This is a genomic window from Desulfitobacterium sp. LBE, assembly GCF_007830365.1.
Taxonomy (GTDB): Bacteria; Bacillota; Desulfitobacteriia; order Desulfitobacteriales; family Desulfitobacteriaceae; genus Desulfitobacterium; species Desulfitobacterium hafniense.
In genome coordinates, this window is the sequence record NZ_VLKD01000001.1 from 4,886,656 (window position 1) to 4,901,458 (window position 14,803).

General features: G+C 45.5%; 10 protein-coding genes. All 10 read left to right on the plus strand.

Annotated features, from left to right (window positions below; translation table 11 throughout):
* Positions 1-92 precede the first annotated feature (92 nt).
* The 10 genes from DESLBE_RS23040 to DESLBE_RS23085 all read left to right on the plus strand — a co-directional run bounded on the left by DESLBE_RS23040 (position 93) and on the right by DESLBE_RS23085 (position 14,564).
* Complete coding sequence (locus DESLBE_RS23040) at positions 93-1,826, plus strand: FAD-binding protein (protein WP_144678327.1); 1,734 nt, start codon at positions 93-95, stop codon at positions 1,824-1,826.
* A 369-nt stretch (positions 1,827-2,195) separates the two neighbouring features.
* The gene (locus DESLBE_RS23045; RefSeq protein WP_144678328.1) at positions 2,196-2,756 is read left to right on the plus strand and encodes a YdeI/OmpD-associated family protein; all 561 of its coding nucleotides are present in this window, start codon (positions 2,196-2,198) and stop codon (positions 2,754-2,756) included.
* A gap of 295 nt (positions 2,757-3,051) precedes the next feature.
* On the plus strand, positions 3,052-5,100 hold the full coding sequence (locus DESLBE_RS23050) for a UvrD-helicase domain-containing protein (protein ID WP_144678329.1): 2,049 nt from the start codon (positions 3,052-3,054) through the stop codon (positions 5,098-5,100).
* Between the two features lie 221 nt (positions 5,101-5,321).
* A complete protein-coding gene (locus tag DESLBE_RS23055; protein WP_144678330.1) occupies positions 5,322-5,936 on the plus strand; it encodes a TetR/AcrR family transcriptional regulator in 615 nt (204 codons plus the stop codon).
* Positions 5,933-6,133: a hypothetical protein gene (locus DESLBE_RS23060; protein ID WP_005817542.1), complete on the plus strand. Its 201-nt coding sequence runs from the start codon at positions 5,933-5,935 to the stop codon at positions 6,131-6,133. The genes DESLBE_RS23055 and DESLBE_RS23060 overlap by 4 nt, the downstream gene beginning before the upstream one ends.
* Before the next feature lie 89 nt (positions 6,134-6,222).
* Complete coding sequence (locus DESLBE_RS23065) at positions 6,223-6,477, plus strand: zinc ribbon domain-containing protein (protein WP_144678331.1); 255 nt, start codon at positions 6,223-6,225, stop codon at positions 6,475-6,477.
* 570 nt (positions 6,478-7,047) lie between these two features.
* Positions 7,048-7,191 carry a hypothetical protein gene (locus DESLBE_RS23070; RefSeq protein ID WP_243131369.1) on the plus strand — a complete coding sequence of 48 codons (144 nt, stop codon included), beginning with the start codon at positions 7,048-7,050 and terminating at the stop codon, positions 7,189-7,191.
* A gap of 443 nt (positions 7,192-7,634) precedes the next feature.
* A complete protein-coding gene (locus DESLBE_RS23075; RefSeq protein WP_202980551.1) occupies positions 7,635-8,069 on the plus strand; it encodes a hypothetical protein in 435 nt (144 codons plus the stop codon).
* A 143-nt stretch (positions 8,070-8,212) separates the two neighbouring features.
* Complete coding sequence (locus tag DESLBE_RS23080; RefSeq protein WP_144678333.1) at positions 8,213-9,745, plus strand: ATP-binding protein; 1,533 nt, start codon at positions 8,213-8,215, stop codon at positions 9,743-9,745.
* Positions 9,746-10,748: 1,003 nt separating this feature from the next.
* Positions 10,749-14,564: a hypothetical protein gene (locus DESLBE_RS23085; RefSeq protein ID WP_144678334.1), complete on the plus strand. Its 3,816-nt coding sequence runs from the start codon at positions 10,749-10,751 to the stop codon at positions 14,562-14,564.
* Positions 14,565-14,803 lie beyond the last annotated feature (239 nt).

Sequence of the window (14,803 nt, forward strand, 5' to 3'; positions counted from 1 at the left end):
ACCTCCGGGTATTGACTCTGTGGTTGCCCCATAGTATACCATATATTTCACAAAGTCGTATAGTCTATACGGCCAAATTAGGAGGGAAAAGGATGAAAAAAACAAAGGTTATCTCAATTCTGGCGGTTTTACTGTGCCTGACGCTGGGGCTGTCGGGTTGTGCCGCTGCTCCCGCCGGAGCAGGAAACCCGGCTCCGGAGAAGGGAGGGATAGTCCCCGGGGACTACCTTGGCGTGGGCAACGGCCGCAACGGCCCCATCGTGGTTAAGGTCACACTGAGGGCGGACAGCATCGACGCCGTTAAGGTTGTCAGTGAAAAGGAAACTTACAACACCGGTTCCGTGCCCATTAAGCAGTACCCTGATCTGATCGTGCAGAATCAGACCCTGGACCTGGATATGGTGAGCGGGGCCACAATCAGCAGCGCCGCCTTCCTGAACGCCGTCAGGAATGCCATCACCCAGGCGGGGGGCGACCCGGCTAAGTTTGCGGGCAAGGTTGCCGCCGATGTGCCCCATGAAGACACCACCGCCGATGTGGTGGTGGTCGGAGCGGGCGGCGCCGGTATGACTGCCGCGATCAGTGCGGCCAACGAAGGAAAGAAAGTCATCCTGCTGGAGAAGCTTGGCATTGTAGGCGGTACCTCTAATTATTCCATCGAGAGCTTTGGGGCCATAGGGGATAAGACCCATGTCGCCCTAGGCAGCGATGTGACTCCGGAGGAACAAGCGGCAAATTTAACAAAGCAGAACCCCAAAGGAACGGCGGAGGCCTTCAGCGTACTGACCGGCAACAATGGCGCGGCAGCGGACTGGCTGCGCAGTATCGGCGCACAACTGACGGTGGCAGGCGGCCAGATCAGCTCCACCGCTTCCCGGGAGGTGGGTGAGTTTGGCAACACCATCGTATCGGCTCTTAAGGCTGAATGCGAAAAGGCCGGCGTGGACGTGCGGGTCAACAGCAAAGCCACTGAGTTGGTGATGAAGGACGGGGTTGTGGACGGCGTCAAGGTTTCCACCAAGCTGGGGGACTACACCATTTCCGCCAAGGCGGTGGTCATCGCTTCCGGCGGGTTTGGGGCCAACAAGGAGATGGTGGCCGAGTATGCCCCTGCTCTGAAGGATTATAAGAGTTCCTGCTCCCCCGGCGGGACGGGAGACGGTCATCTGATGGCTCAAACTGCGGGGGCGGACCTGAAGAACATGGATTATATCCGTGTCAACTTCACCTATACCACCGCGGAGAACGGTTACTTCTATTATATGGGCAGTTTGTTCAACACCGGTGCGATTTTCGTGAACAAGGATGGCCAGCGTTTTGTGAACGATCAGGGCGGATATGGCGTAGGTCCCCAGGTCGTTGCCCAGGGCGGCAGCGGCTGGGCGATCTTCGACAATTCCCTTGTGGCGGGTGTCAAGGATGTGCGTGAGTACGAGAAGCTGGGCCTCTTTGTGAGTGCGGACAGCATTGAGGAGCTCGCGGACAAAATCGGCGTGAACAAGGAGAATCTCGTTAAGACCATCAACAACTACAAGGGTTATGTGGCTGCCGGCAAGGATGAGGAGTTCGGCCGTGCCATGCTGAACATGACCTTTGATGAGGCGCCCTACTATGCCTCCCTCATGACCTGCCGCGTGCAAGGCACCTTCGGAGGTATCGATACGGATGTGAATACCCAGGTGCTTAAAGCGGACGGAACTCCTATTCCCGGACTGTTCGCCGCCGGTGAATGCGCCAACGACGGGACTTGGGGCGCCAACCCGGCCGCTGTGAACCTTGTGTTCGGCCGTATTGCGGGCCAGAACGCTGCTGCCTATGTCAAATAACAGCGGAATCTGCTGACTTCATTTTTCAATCTAAAAAATACAGGGCAAGTTCAGGTATTGTCTGGGCTTGCCCTGTAACTTTAGGATTAGATCTTAATCCAAAACCCTTTGCAGATAGGTATACCGGCCTGGTAGTTAGTCTGCCCGATAAGGAATTGAAGCCTGCTAACCGGCAAATGCCGTCCTCAATTGCATAGATAAAAAATAGTTGTGATCACAGCCGGTCAAGGCTTTCTCAACAGCCGAAAAAAGCAGGGTTACCGGGTTTTGGGTGATACATCCATTTTGACAGATGGACGCTGAAATAATAGAATAGAGTGGGCATTATTGGTATTCGGCTGATCAGGCGGAGTAAGGGAGGTCTGTACGATGGTCGAAATAAAGGAATTCTCCAATAGAGAGGACTTTAGAAAATGGCTGTACGATAATTGCCTGTCAAGTGCCGGTGTTTGGCTGCTATTCGGTAAGGCAGGCGGGCCAAAAACGATCAAGGCGGGGGAAGCCCTTGAAGAGGCCCTTTGCTTTGGCTGGATTGATGGGCAAATGGCAAGCCTTGATGATAAAACCTATAAGAAATATTTCTCTTTGCGCAGAGCAAGCAGTAAGTGGTCGGATAAAAACAAAGCTTTAGTTGAAAAACTGGAGACCCAAGGGATGATGACGGATTATGGCCGCAAGAAAATAGAGGAAGCCAAGAAAAATGGTCAGTGGGATACGCCAAAACCTCCGCCAGTTACAGAGGAGCAGATAGACTCTTTAGCTGTTTTGCTGAAAGAATATGAACCCGCTTATACCCATTTTTTGTCGATGTCTTTATCGGTAAAGAAAACATATACCCGGGCCTATTTTGATGCCAAGACAGATGGGGGACGTGCCAAACGCTTAGCGTGGATGGTTGAACGGCTCAATAAAAATTTAAAGCCGATGTAAGCCTTATTTCATACGGCTTTGCGGAATATCTTATACAAAGCAAGAGCCTTTAAGCTGTTTTTTCGGTTTCCGGCCATAAAAAATATAGCCTTTCCAATACAGACGGTTGGAGAGGCTATATTATATTGATAGGTTAAAAATGTCATTAATGTAATTATTATGATCGTTTCCGGGGGGCAATACTTAATCTAAATGATACCTCATTGAAAATGATAAGTCTAGTATTTTTTGAATTTCCTTCTATACTTGAGGATGTAACTTAAGGGTGTAAATTCAAGGGATAAAGGAGTCCATCATGCTGAATCAAAAGGAAAGTGATGAAAGAAAGCATCTGAGCGGAGTGCAGAGGAAGCTGGAAGCGGCGCTGGAACAAATGCAAGCGACGATAGAGAATTACTCCCGGGAAATATTGGAGACGAAGCGGTATATCTATGAAAACCATCTTGACCTTGCCGAAAAAGCGGCCAATAGAATCGCTGTTCATGATAGCGTCGCCTTTGGGGAAAAAGCGATCAAAGAAAGGGGGAAGCTGCAAAAACTGATTCAATCCCCCTATTTCGGAAGAATTGATTTTGCTGAGACGAAAGGAAGTAAAGAAGAGACATTCTATATTGGCATCCATGCTTTTGCCGATCCCGTCACAGCTTACAACATTATTTTCGACTGGCGGGCGCCTGTCTCCAGCATGTTCTATGATTTTGAAACCGGCCCGGCTTTTTATGAGGCTCCTGCCGGAAAAATTGACGGGGTGCTGACCCTCAAACGGCAATACAGAATTAGGCACACTCAGATGGAGTATATGATTGAAAGCTCGTTGAATATCGGCGACGAGATTTTGCAAAAGGAACTGAGCCGGAATTCCGACGACAAGATGAAAAACATTGTGGCAACCATCCAAAGAGAGCAAAATGCCATCATCAGAAATGACAGTGCCCAAGTCCTGATCATACAGGGAGCGGCAGGTTCCGGAAAAACCTCCATAGCCTTGCACCGGGTGGCATTTTTGCTGTACCGCCATAAAGAGACATTCACCTCGAAAGATCTCCTGATTATTTCTCCTAATAAAGTATTCGGCAACTATATCTCCAATGTGCTGCCGGAATTAGGGGAAGAGAATATGGCGGAAATAAGCTTTGACGATATTGCCGCAGGTCTGCTGGGAAAGTATCATTATGAGAGCTTTTCTGAACAAGTAGAAAGTTTATTGGAGGATGAAGATGCCGAAAGGATTGCCCGAATTGAGTTTAAGGCTACCAATCTTTTTGTGGACCAGCTCCAATCCTATTTGGAAGAGGGGGATGAACACTATTTTGTTCCCACCGATCTGGCCTTCGGAAGTTTTTGGGTTGCCAAAGAAAAGCTGCTTTCCGAGTATCGCGCTCTGCAAAGGCTGCCCGTCAAAAAACGGCTGCGCAAAATAGCAGACGATCTCATCGAAAAATATAAAAGAAATACCGGCAAGAGGATGGACGCCGCAGTGTCCCGCCAAATAAGGGACAGGGTGCAAAAAATGTTCCGCTTTGCCGACACCCTTTCCCTGTATCAAAATTTCTACCACGCCATCGGCCGGGAGGATATGTTCCGCTTTAGCCGTAAAAATACCTTTGAGTTCTGTGATGTGTATCCCTTTATTTATGTGAAACTGTATTTTGAAGGAGCGGAACAGGATTATAAGGGCATAAAGCACTTGTTGGTTGATGAGATGCAGGATTATACCCCTATTCAATATGCGGTGTTGGCCAAGCTGTTTTCCTGCAACATGACCATTTTGGGGGACAGCTATCAAAGCGTCAATCCTTACAGCTCCTCCTCAGTGGAAAAAATTCAGCCCTACTTTGCCGGATGCCATGCCATGGAGTTGTGCCGGAGCTACCGTTCAACCCTCGAAATCAGCGGGTTTGCCCAAAAGATTTTAGAGAACAAAAAACTGATTCCCATCGAGCGGCATGGCCAGGCGCCCACCATAACCGTATGCCGGACTCCCAAGGAACAGCTGGATAAGATACGGCATTTGATCGACCAATTCAGACAGTCCGGGCATGCCTCCCTGGGTATTATCTGCAAATCCCAAAAACAGGCCAGGCTCCTTTTCGAACAACTCCGTACCGCTTATGACACGATGGCTTTATTGAGCTTTGACAGCAGTGAGTTTCAGGATGGCATCGTCATTACTTCTGTACACATGGCAAAAGGACTTGAATTTGATCAGGTGATCGTCCCCGATGTGGCCGATGAGCTTTATAAAACACAAATGGACCGCAGTCTTTTGTATATCGCCTGCACAAGAGCCATGCACCAATTGGATTTAACCTGTTGCGGCGAAAAAACGGGGTTTTTGAACTGAAGCCGGTTTGGGTATTGGCTAGCGATCTATATGGCAAGCATGTACGACAAGGGTATATGGCAAGCATATTTTGGTGTGCGGTTTATGGAAAGGTTTGTTTTATGGAGAGGTTATTGAGAAAAGATTTTTCCCGTGCCTGATATTGACAGATAAAAAGGCAGAGAGTATAATGACTTTAAAGTCAATGATTTTATAGTCAATAATTTTGGAGTCAATAAGCTATGCAAAAAAGCAACCGTCAACTGCAAAAAGAGCAGACAAAAGAGGCCCTTCTGAAGGCGGCTTATCAGTTATTCGCTGAGCAGGGCATTATGAATACCCGCATGTCCGACATTGCCCAGGCGGCAGGAGTATCTCACGGTACGGTATTCGCCCATTTTCAGACCCAGGAAATGCTGATCACGGAAGTGATCGAAACCTATGGCGAGAAGATTGCCCGGCGTACCCATGAGGCGGCAGGCACCTGCGAGCATATGGAAGAACTTCTGGCGGCACATCTGGCCGGAATCGGGGAATTCGAACCCTTTTATGCCAGGCTGGTGATCGAGAACCGGCTGTTGCCGCCTGAGGCAAGGGATGTCTGGGTTGCCATTCAATCCGCAGTCTCCTTTCACTTCAGCCAGGTGGCCCAGCGGGAAATAGGGTCGGGTCAAAGTATCGACCTTCCTCTTTATTTCCTCTTCAATACCTGGGTAGGGTTGGTTCACTATTATCTGGCCAACGGCGATTTGTTTGCCCCGGAAGGCAATGTGGTCGGCCGTTACGGTGACACCCTGGTGGATCATTATATGAAGATGATCCGCAGGGATGGGAGTAAAGGAGGGGGGAGGGAATGATGGCCAAAACGCCCCAGGTCCTTAAAGGGCGATCATGCTACGGACATCTCGGCGGAACCTTAGGGGGACGGCTGTTTGAGCGGCTGGTGGAACTGGGCTGGTTTGAGCAGGAAAAGTCTACGGTTTACTTATTGACGGAGCGGGGTAAACAAGGGTTTGAGGAATTAGGGGTGGACATTTATGAGAGAAGAAGGTAACAGTTCTGCAAAATCCGTTGATGCTCTTGTTGATGCTCTTTTAGATAGTTGAATTTCTAAATTAAGAATTTAAGAAAGAAGGATTGACCATGAAAACCTGTATTGCCTGCGGTATGCCCATGACGAAAGCCGCCGATTATGCTTTGGGAGACGAGAGCAAGGATTATTGTCTCTACTGCGCGAGGCCCGACGGCTCCATGCAGTCTTATCCGGAGAAAGTGGAGGGGATGACGGATTTTCTCATTCGCACTCAGGGGCTGGACCAAGAAGCAGCCCGGCAGACGGCTATCCGCACCTTGAGCAAGCTCCCGGCGTGGCAGGATCCGGAAATAACGTCTTGTTAGACCTGACAGCACTGAACGAACAGGGATAGGCTTTGATTTTGAGGCATAGGCTTAAATGCGCTGGAGTGGCTTTATGTAAAAAGGTCTGTCCGAAATAGGTACGCGCGTACCTATTTCGGACAGACCTTTTTTATGAACCGAAGAGCAAGGAGACTTAAGTTATGCTCGGCCTAGGCAATCTGATTCAGCAGATAACGAAGCATGGCACATGTGTAGGGTAAAAAAACCTCGCATATGTGCTTTTTAATTTCCCCTATCAAAGCAGACGGCAGGGCCGGGTCAGGGCCCGGAGCCTTGCCGCTGCTTGAAATAGGGGTTAGTGCGACAATGACCGATTATAAAAAGATGTATTTTCAACTGGCGGCTAAAGTTGCCATGGGCATCCTTTTAAAAGCACAGCATGTGGAGACCGCAATCCTGTTGCAACGTCAAAACGCTTGATATAAGCGGGTTCACAGGATTGTTGTTGAAATATGCTTTGACGTGAAAGGATGATGCTTTCACGTCTTTTCTTTTGCAAAATAATAATGGGATTACTCTACCTTACATTAAGGTGATGAAGGAATGTAGATGAAAACTGTTAGGATTATTCCCGCTATACCCAAAGAGAATATAAAGCTTAGGGTTGCCGCCTATTGCCGGGTGAGCACGTATGGACAAGCGCAGCTTCGCAGCCTGGCCATGAAGATAAATCATGTATCAATGTTAGATTGAGCAAAAGAGAGTAGTTTGTCAGGGGGGGGAGATGGGCAATAATTGCTCGTATTGCAGTTCTTGCTAAATCCCCCTATCATCTTTGTCCAAAATATGGCATAATATAAGAAAATTCTGACTCTGGTTATCATAGAGTGCCTTTTATATGCTGTTGATACTTTATACCATCGATTGTTTTAGACACATGCGCATTCAAGATCCTTTTCCAAGGCCACTGGATCACTATGATCAAGAAATGTGGAAAGCTTATTCAGTTAGAAATATAGGCTAAAAAACAGGGTGATGTAGTAAGTATCTATATTGAAAGGAACTAAATATGCCTACATTAAAAACATCTGATGAGTTACTTAAAATTTTTTCTTGAAGCCAATAAACGCTTTTTATCACAGAATGTTGAACTTTTTACTACAAGGGTGTCGGAAAGAACACTTTGTGGCGCATTGATGATGGCGATGAATGGCGTAATAAGGCGGCGAAATAGATATTTCAATTACAAAGGGTATTTTGTCGACATTGAATACAATAGAAATAGTGGTAGAGTAAAAACCATTATAAATGATGACTTTAGAATTATCAAAATAAACTGTGACTTAATTTTACATAGTCGAGGTCATAATAAATGGCAAGACAATCTCATTGCACTTGAAATGAAAAAGTCAAATCGCCCAGAAAAAGAAAGACAATCAGATCGGGAAAGATTGATTGCGCTGACAAAGGATAGCGATGGCGTCTGGTCAGCTGATGGTATTACTTTGCCTGAGCATGTTTGTGGCTATGTCCTTGGTATATATTATGAAGTTAATCAGCGAGAAAATGAAATTTTATTGGAATTTTATAAATGCGGAAGGAAATTTTCGGATAGCAAAATAAACTTCTGAAATATAGTTGCTACCAAGGCAGCACCAGATTTATTTAACATCTTTTTATCACCTAAAAGCATGAAGTATGCAGAGGGAACTTGAGCTACATGAAATAAAGATATAAGAGAATACAGAAAAACTTGTGATAAGGAGAAAAATTCATGAAGGTAAAAACAGTTAAATTAAAAAACTTTAGAAGTTACAGAGATGAGGTGTCTATCGATTTTTGTGACTTAACTACTTTTGTAGGGAAAAATGATATCGGAAAATCAAGTATTCTAGAAGCACTGGATATTTTCTTTAACGAAGGCAAAGGGGTTATCAAGATAGATAAAGATGACATTAACAAGCAAGCCGTTTCAGAAGGTGATTCCGAAATATGCATTTCTGTTTGTTTAGAAGAACTCCCGACCAATATCATTATTGACAGTACCAATGAAACGACATTACATTCTGAGTATTTGGTTAATTTGAATAGCCAGCTTGAAATTATTAAAAAATATCCCAATACTGGAAAGGAAAAGGTGTTTGTAAGAGCATATCACCCAACAAATCTACAATGTAAAGATCTACTTCAAAAAAAAGATACAGAACTTAGGGCAATAATTGATCGGCAGCAAATACAGTGCATTGATAGGACAAGAAATGCTGTTATGCGAGCAGCCATTTGGAATCATTATAATGAAGATCTGCAATTAGCTGAAATAGAACTTGATGTTACAAAAGGTGATACAAAATCCATTTGGGATAAACTTCAAAGCTATCTGCCAATTTACACACTATTTCAATCCGACAGGAAAAATAGCGATGGTGACAGCGAGGTACAGGATCCACTCAAGGAAGCAGTTAAGCTAATCTTAAACAACGAAGAGTTAAAGCAAACACTCAGTGAGATTGCTTGCGAAGTAGAAACTAAACTTAAAGAGGTTTCTGACAGAACTCTTGAAAAGCTAAGGGAGATGAACCCTGATATAGCTAATAGTTTGAATCCTGTAATTCCACCTGCTGAAAGCCTTAAGTGGTTGGATGTTTTTAAAAACGTATCTATTTCAGGTGATGAGGGCATTCCGATTAATAAAAGGGGAAGTGGTGTTAAGCGATTAATTCTCTTGAATTTTTTCAGAGCGGAAGCAGAGCGGAGAATATTAGATAGAAATAGTTCAAGCATTATTTATGCGATTGAGGAACCTGAGACCTCACAGCATACTGAGCACCAAAAAGCATTGATCAGAGCATTCTTAACGCTTGGAGCATCTCCTAACACACAAATAATTATAACGACCCATAGTGCGAGTTTAGTAAAGGAACTAAATTTTGAGAACCTGCGCTTGATTTCAGTTAGTGGTATATCAAAAACAGTTGAATCTGTTTTGCCAGGCCAATTGCCCTATCCCTCTTTAAATGAAGTAAACTTTTTGGCATTTTCAGAAGTTACAGAAGAATATCATAACGAGCTTTATGGTTATATTGAGGCCGAAGGTCAACTAGAAGCCTATAAAACAGGGAAACCAACAATAAGGTATATAAAGATTCAACGAAACGGAAGTACAAGGGAAGAACAGATAATTCTGACTGAATATATTAGGCACCAAATCCATCATCCTGAAAACATACATAATCCAAGATATACTTTTGAACAGCTAAGAGATTCAATATGCCTTATGAGAGAGTTTATTCAAACATTACCAAGGTAGTAAAATCAGCATACAAATGCTGAAGAATTTGATGATGATTCACGTCCTATAGTTCTCACCCTGAGTGATGCCTAGATATGAATAACAACATGTAATATAAAATGTGTGTAGGGCTGAATAGCATCAAGAAATTCCGTATAAAGCTTTTTGTAGGGAGATAGCCTTCGCATGCTAGCGAAGAACTCCGTCTGTCTGGTTCAGAAATGCCAGGAGCACAGACAGCTAAAACTTCAACTGCAATTAGGCTTACTACACAACGTTGCTATATTTAATACTGATTTAATGTGTCGAATAAAGCCTTTAAGAGATAAGCTCTCTTAGAAGGTTTTGTTGCTTACAATTTACTTAGATCGCAAAGCAAAAATCAGGTGCCGAACACAAAAAAGTGGCCTGCTAGGCGAAATTTTTCGGAAATATACCCAGCCGCCAAGGCCCTACCAGGCTCAAGCGGTATCTTTTTTGTATCCTCAAGGCGCGTAGAGACCATAATCTTGTTGCAGCACCTGAAACCCTGATGTTGCAAGGCTTAACGGGATAGCGGTAGGAAATATGCTTTGACGTGAGTGAATTCCCTCACGTCTTTTCTTTTGGTAGAATATTAATGGGCGTCTCATTTTATATAGATGTGAGGACAATGAAAAATGTAAGAATTATTCCGCCTAAACCCAAAGAGAATAAAAGGCTCAGAGTCGCCGCCTATTGCCGAGTCAGTACCTCAGGGCTAACCCTACTCTGGATGAAGGATGGTTGAAGGATACCATGGGCGCTGCTCTTTACCAGAACAGAGCTTATGGTGAAAGCATAATCAGGGACTGGGTTGATAAGATTCAGGTTTTTGACGCTTATATTCTGATTTTCCGCACAGATGGGTCACATGAGAAAAAGCAATTCCGGAAGGATGAAACTATAGTATAATATTCCAATAAATTGGTTTTCCGACTTAACCCAATCTGTATATTGTAGTTATATTTAAATCTATGAAAAAAAGGGAGGTTAGTTAAACGTGGAACATACACATATTATAAAGTCCGGAGACCTATCACGATATGCAGACACGCGTGATAGTCAGGGAGTGATTCCTGAACTTGTTTATCTCCTTATCCGGCAGTCGGTATCTGATATGATTGAGTGTCGTATACCTTATGGCGATGCTGTAAACCAACCAGGTCTGGACGGCCTTGTGAATTGCAAAAATGGATATCTTCAGTTTATTCCTGATGGAATCTCTTGTTGGGAAATAGGAACAGGAGGAAACCCGCAGGACAAGGCAACCGATGATTTTCGAAAGCGAACTAAGAAAGTCAGTGATTCTGAACGAGCTGCTTCTTCTTTTGTTTTTGTTACTCCTCGTTCAGCAGGAGCCAATGGATGGGAAGAACCTGAACAGACTGCGTGGATTAAAAGGCGTCAGAATCGAGGATGGAAGCAAATCCGAATAATTGACGGTGTTAAACTAGCCGATTGGCTGAGGGAGTTTCCTGCGCTCGGTCGATGGATGGCGTCAAAGATCGGAATCACTCCAAGCCTTGGAGGTATAATAACGCCTCTTGAGCATTGGAGCCTAATCCTATCTCAAGGAGAAAGGACTGATCCACCGCTACCTCCTGCGCTTTTTACTACTTCGAGAGACGGTGCTTGTGCTGCCATTGAGGCTGTTTTCTCAGGGGTATCGAAAAGGCTCTTTCTTTTTGCAGAGAGTGAACACGATGTTGATGACTTCGTTGCCGCCTACCTATCGACACTTGAAGAAGCTGAGGCACAGGAATACGCAAATCGGTGTCTTTTCATTAAAGACGAAAATGCATGGCGAACAGTATCTGAATTGCGGCAATCACACATATTAGTAGCTAGTCCAAGATTAGGTCTGGATTCAGAGCGACAAGATTTACAAGCTGTAGCTACTGGTCGGGGACATGGAGTAATCATACCACTGTGCGGAACCTTGTCAGATTATAGCCCCGAGATCATCAAGCTCCGAAGCCCCTCACAATCTCAGATTGAGGCAGTACTCAAGGCGGCAAACTTCTCCGATATTCGTGCCAGAGAACTTGGTGGGATTGGAGGCGGGAGATTGTCGGCGTTGCGGCGACATTTTCTAGGATTGGGATCTGTTCCTCCATATGTGACGTGGGACACAGCTCGTGAATTGGCAAGAGCTTGTCTCGTTGGTCAATGGAATGCCAAGAACCCGGTGGATGTCCGTGCATTGGAGGGGATGCTGGGAAAAGGTTATGGGGAGTGGATCGAGATTCTCAGAGTTGATACGCTACGCTCGGATTCTCCCCTTATTCAGACTGATGAAAAGTGGAGATTCGTCGCTCGTAGCGAAGCGTGGAGCGCACTCGGGAATAGAATCACGGATGAGGACCTCGATCGCCTCAAAGCTACAGCAGTTTTTGTTCTCGGGGAACGGGACCCAAAGTTTGACTTACCGAAAGAGCAACGATTTGCAGCCAGTATTCACGGAAAACAATTAGAGCATTCACAACATCTTAGGAAAGGTATCGTAGAAACTCTTGCGCTGGTTGGCAGCCGTTCACAAGCGCTTAGTAGTTGTTCACTTGGCAAGGCAGAAACGACCGCAGTTCTTGTCGTCCGTACCCTACTTAACCAGGCAAACTGGGAACGATGGGCTAGTTTAGATTCTCATCTTCCATTACTAGCTGAGGCTGCACCAGATGAGTTCCTTGATGCGGTTGAATCAGTTCTAGTTGATCTTCCAAACTCTCCTTTTCACGAAATATTTGCCCAAGAAGGAAGTGGAGGATTTGGTGGCTGGAATTATATGAGCGGCCTACTTTGGGCGCTTGAGGGTCTGGCCTGGCATCCAGATTATCTTTCAAGAGTAGCAGTAATATTGGCAGACATTGCCTCTATTGACCCAGGGGGAAATTGGGCAAATCGTCCCGCCAACTCTCTTGTAGATATTTTCATGCCGTGGCACATACAGACCACTGCGTCATTTGACAAAAGGAAGGCAGCAATCCAAACCATTCTGAGAGAACAGCCTAAAGTTGGATGGTCTCTACTTCTTGCCTTGCTTCCCCATAGCCATGGTGTCACAAGTGGTTGCCATCGCCCGGTCTGGCGTGATTTTATCCCTCGGGATTGGAAAGAAGGTGTGCTCAAAAGCGAATATTGGGAACAGATTATCGCTCTAACTGAACTCGCGGTGGAGTTGGCAAAGGAGGACTCTGAAAGGCTCGTCGAGCTCGTCAATCGACTTTCGGATCTACCTAAATCTGCACAAGATTCTATTCTTAACCACCTCTCGTCAGACGGCATAGTCAGCTTGCCTGAGCCTGAGCGCCTTCCAGTCTGGGATAAGCTCGATAAACTTGTGCGACGTCACAGAAAGTTTTTCGATGCAGATTGGGCGTTGCCTGAAGAAACGGTCGCCAAAATCGAGGGGACTGCGAAGCTCTTGATACCGTCTTCTCCCGAATTGAAGTATCATCATCTTTTTAATGACAGGGATTTCGATCTGTTCAACGAGAAAGGGAATTATGAGGAACAGCGGAAACGTCTTAATGTAGTACGTCAAGCAGCCGTTTCTGAGATATTAGGCAATGGCAACCTTACCAAATGCTTGGGGTTTGCTAAGAAGGTAGCGTCACCATACGAAGTCGGGCGTGCTTTGGGTGTGATAGCGTCTGATGATATTGAAGACGCGATATTGCCAGCGCTGCTAGATTCTGGCGATGACACCGAGGCGCGAGTCGTTGCCGGATTCGTTTGGGCTAGATTCTGGAACCTCAAAATTGGTTGGGTTGATACGGTTCTGAAAAGAGATTGGAATCCAGAACATCGCGCTAAGTTCCTAACACTTCTCTCTTTTGATGAGGAAATATGGGAGAGGGTTTCATCCAACTTGGGAGAGGCTCATGAGGCGTTGTATTGGCGGAATGCTCAAGTTAATCCTTATGGCCAGGAACGGGACTTAACGTTCGCGATTGAAAAGCTACTTACATACAGGCGTGAAGGGGCGGCCGTCATGTGCGTAGCCTGCACGGCCGATGATACATCCCGGTTCGACGAGACTCTAGCTACGCGTTCTCTTATTGCAGTGCTTGATAGCGAGGACGGGATTAAAGAGCTTGATAATTATGATACAGTCGAACTAATCAAACGTCTCCAGAAGTCGGAAACCGCCGATCAGGACGCCTTGTTTCGGATAGAATGGAATTTTCTTCCATGGCTTGATCGGTTCTCGTCTGGATCGCCGATCACTCTCGAAAAGCGTCTTGCTTCTGATCCTGCTTTCTTTGCGGAAGCGGTGAGACTCGTTTTTCGCTCCAAGAAGGATAGTGACGATTGCGCTAAAGAAAACGATGAGCAGAGGCAACATCTTGTTCGGAATGCTTACAAACTTCTGACAGAATGGAAATACTGTCCGGGCATTAAAGAGGATGGGACGCTTGATGTGAAGGCGTTCAACGAGTGGATCAACGAAACTCGTCGGATTACTGAAGAGACAGGGCACGCGGAAGTTGCTCAGATTCAGATCGGGCATATGTTAACCTGCGCCCCCCCCGATCCTGGTGGACTTTGGATTCACGAAGCCGTCGCTACTGTTTTAAACTACCGGGATACTGGCCGAATGCGTTCTGGCTTTACAACTGAACTCTTTAATCAACGTGGCGTTTACAATTTTACTCACGGTCAAGAGGAGCGGGAACTTGCTAAGCAGAATAGAGAGAAAGCGGAGGCGCTTGATACAAGAGGATTCACTCGTTTCGCGACAGCTATGCGTGAGTTTGCTGAACAGTATAACAGAGAGGCCGAATTAGAGGAGAAAAGAGACCTTTCCGAGGAATAGTACTAAAAAACGTTTGATGGTATATCTCTAAAGGTTATCACCTAACGACCAATCAAATTTTCAGTAATATCAGTTATTCTATTATTAAAGATCTCTTACCCTTAAACTGGAACTTATCAAAGATCTGGTGGATGATGCGCGTAAACTTATAGGTAAATAAATTACATGTTATTTGGTTGAAGTATTGTAGTAACATCAAAGAGTGGTCGTGAATTAATATAACTGTTTTTAGAATCAAT

What these genes read in the sequence shown, in the direction of transcription:
- DESLBE_RS23040 (WP_144678327.1), top strand. Translation starts at nt 93, where the DNA reads ATGAAAAAAACAAAGGTTATCTCAATTCTGGCGGTTTTACTGTGCCTG.
- DESLBE_RS23045 (WP_144678328.1), top strand. Translation starts at nt 2,196, where the DNA reads ATGGTCGAAATAAAGGAATTCTCCAATAGAGAGGACTTTAGAAAATGG.
- DESLBE_RS23050 (WP_144678329.1), top strand. Translation starts at nt 3,052, where the DNA reads ATGCTGAATCAAAAGGAAAGTGATGAAAGAAAGCATCTGAGCGGAGTG.
- DESLBE_RS23055 (WP_144678330.1), top strand. Translation starts at nt 5,322, where the DNA reads ATGCAAAAAAGCAACCGTCAACTGCAAAAAGAGCAGACAAAAGAGGCC.
- DESLBE_RS23060 (WP_005817542.1), top strand. Translation starts at nt 5,933, where the DNA reads ATGATGGCCAAAACGCCCCAGGTCCTTAAAGGGCGATCATGCTACGGA.
- DESLBE_RS23065 (WP_144678331.1), top strand. Translation starts at nt 6,223, where the DNA reads ATGAAAACCTGTATTGCCTGCGGTATGCCCATGACGAAAGCCGCCGAT.
- DESLBE_RS23070 (WP_243131369.1), top strand. Translation starts at nt 7,048, where the DNA reads ATGAAAACTGTTAGGATTATTCCCGCTATACCCAAAGAGAATATAAAG.
- DESLBE_RS23075 (WP_202980551.1), top strand. Translation starts at nt 7,635, where the DNA reads ATGATGGCGATGAATGGCGTAATAAGGCGGCGAAATAGATATTTCAAT.
- DESLBE_RS23080 (WP_144678333.1), top strand. Translation starts at nt 8,213, where the DNA reads ATGAAGGTAAAAACAGTTAAATTAAAAAACTTTAGAAGTTACAGAGAT.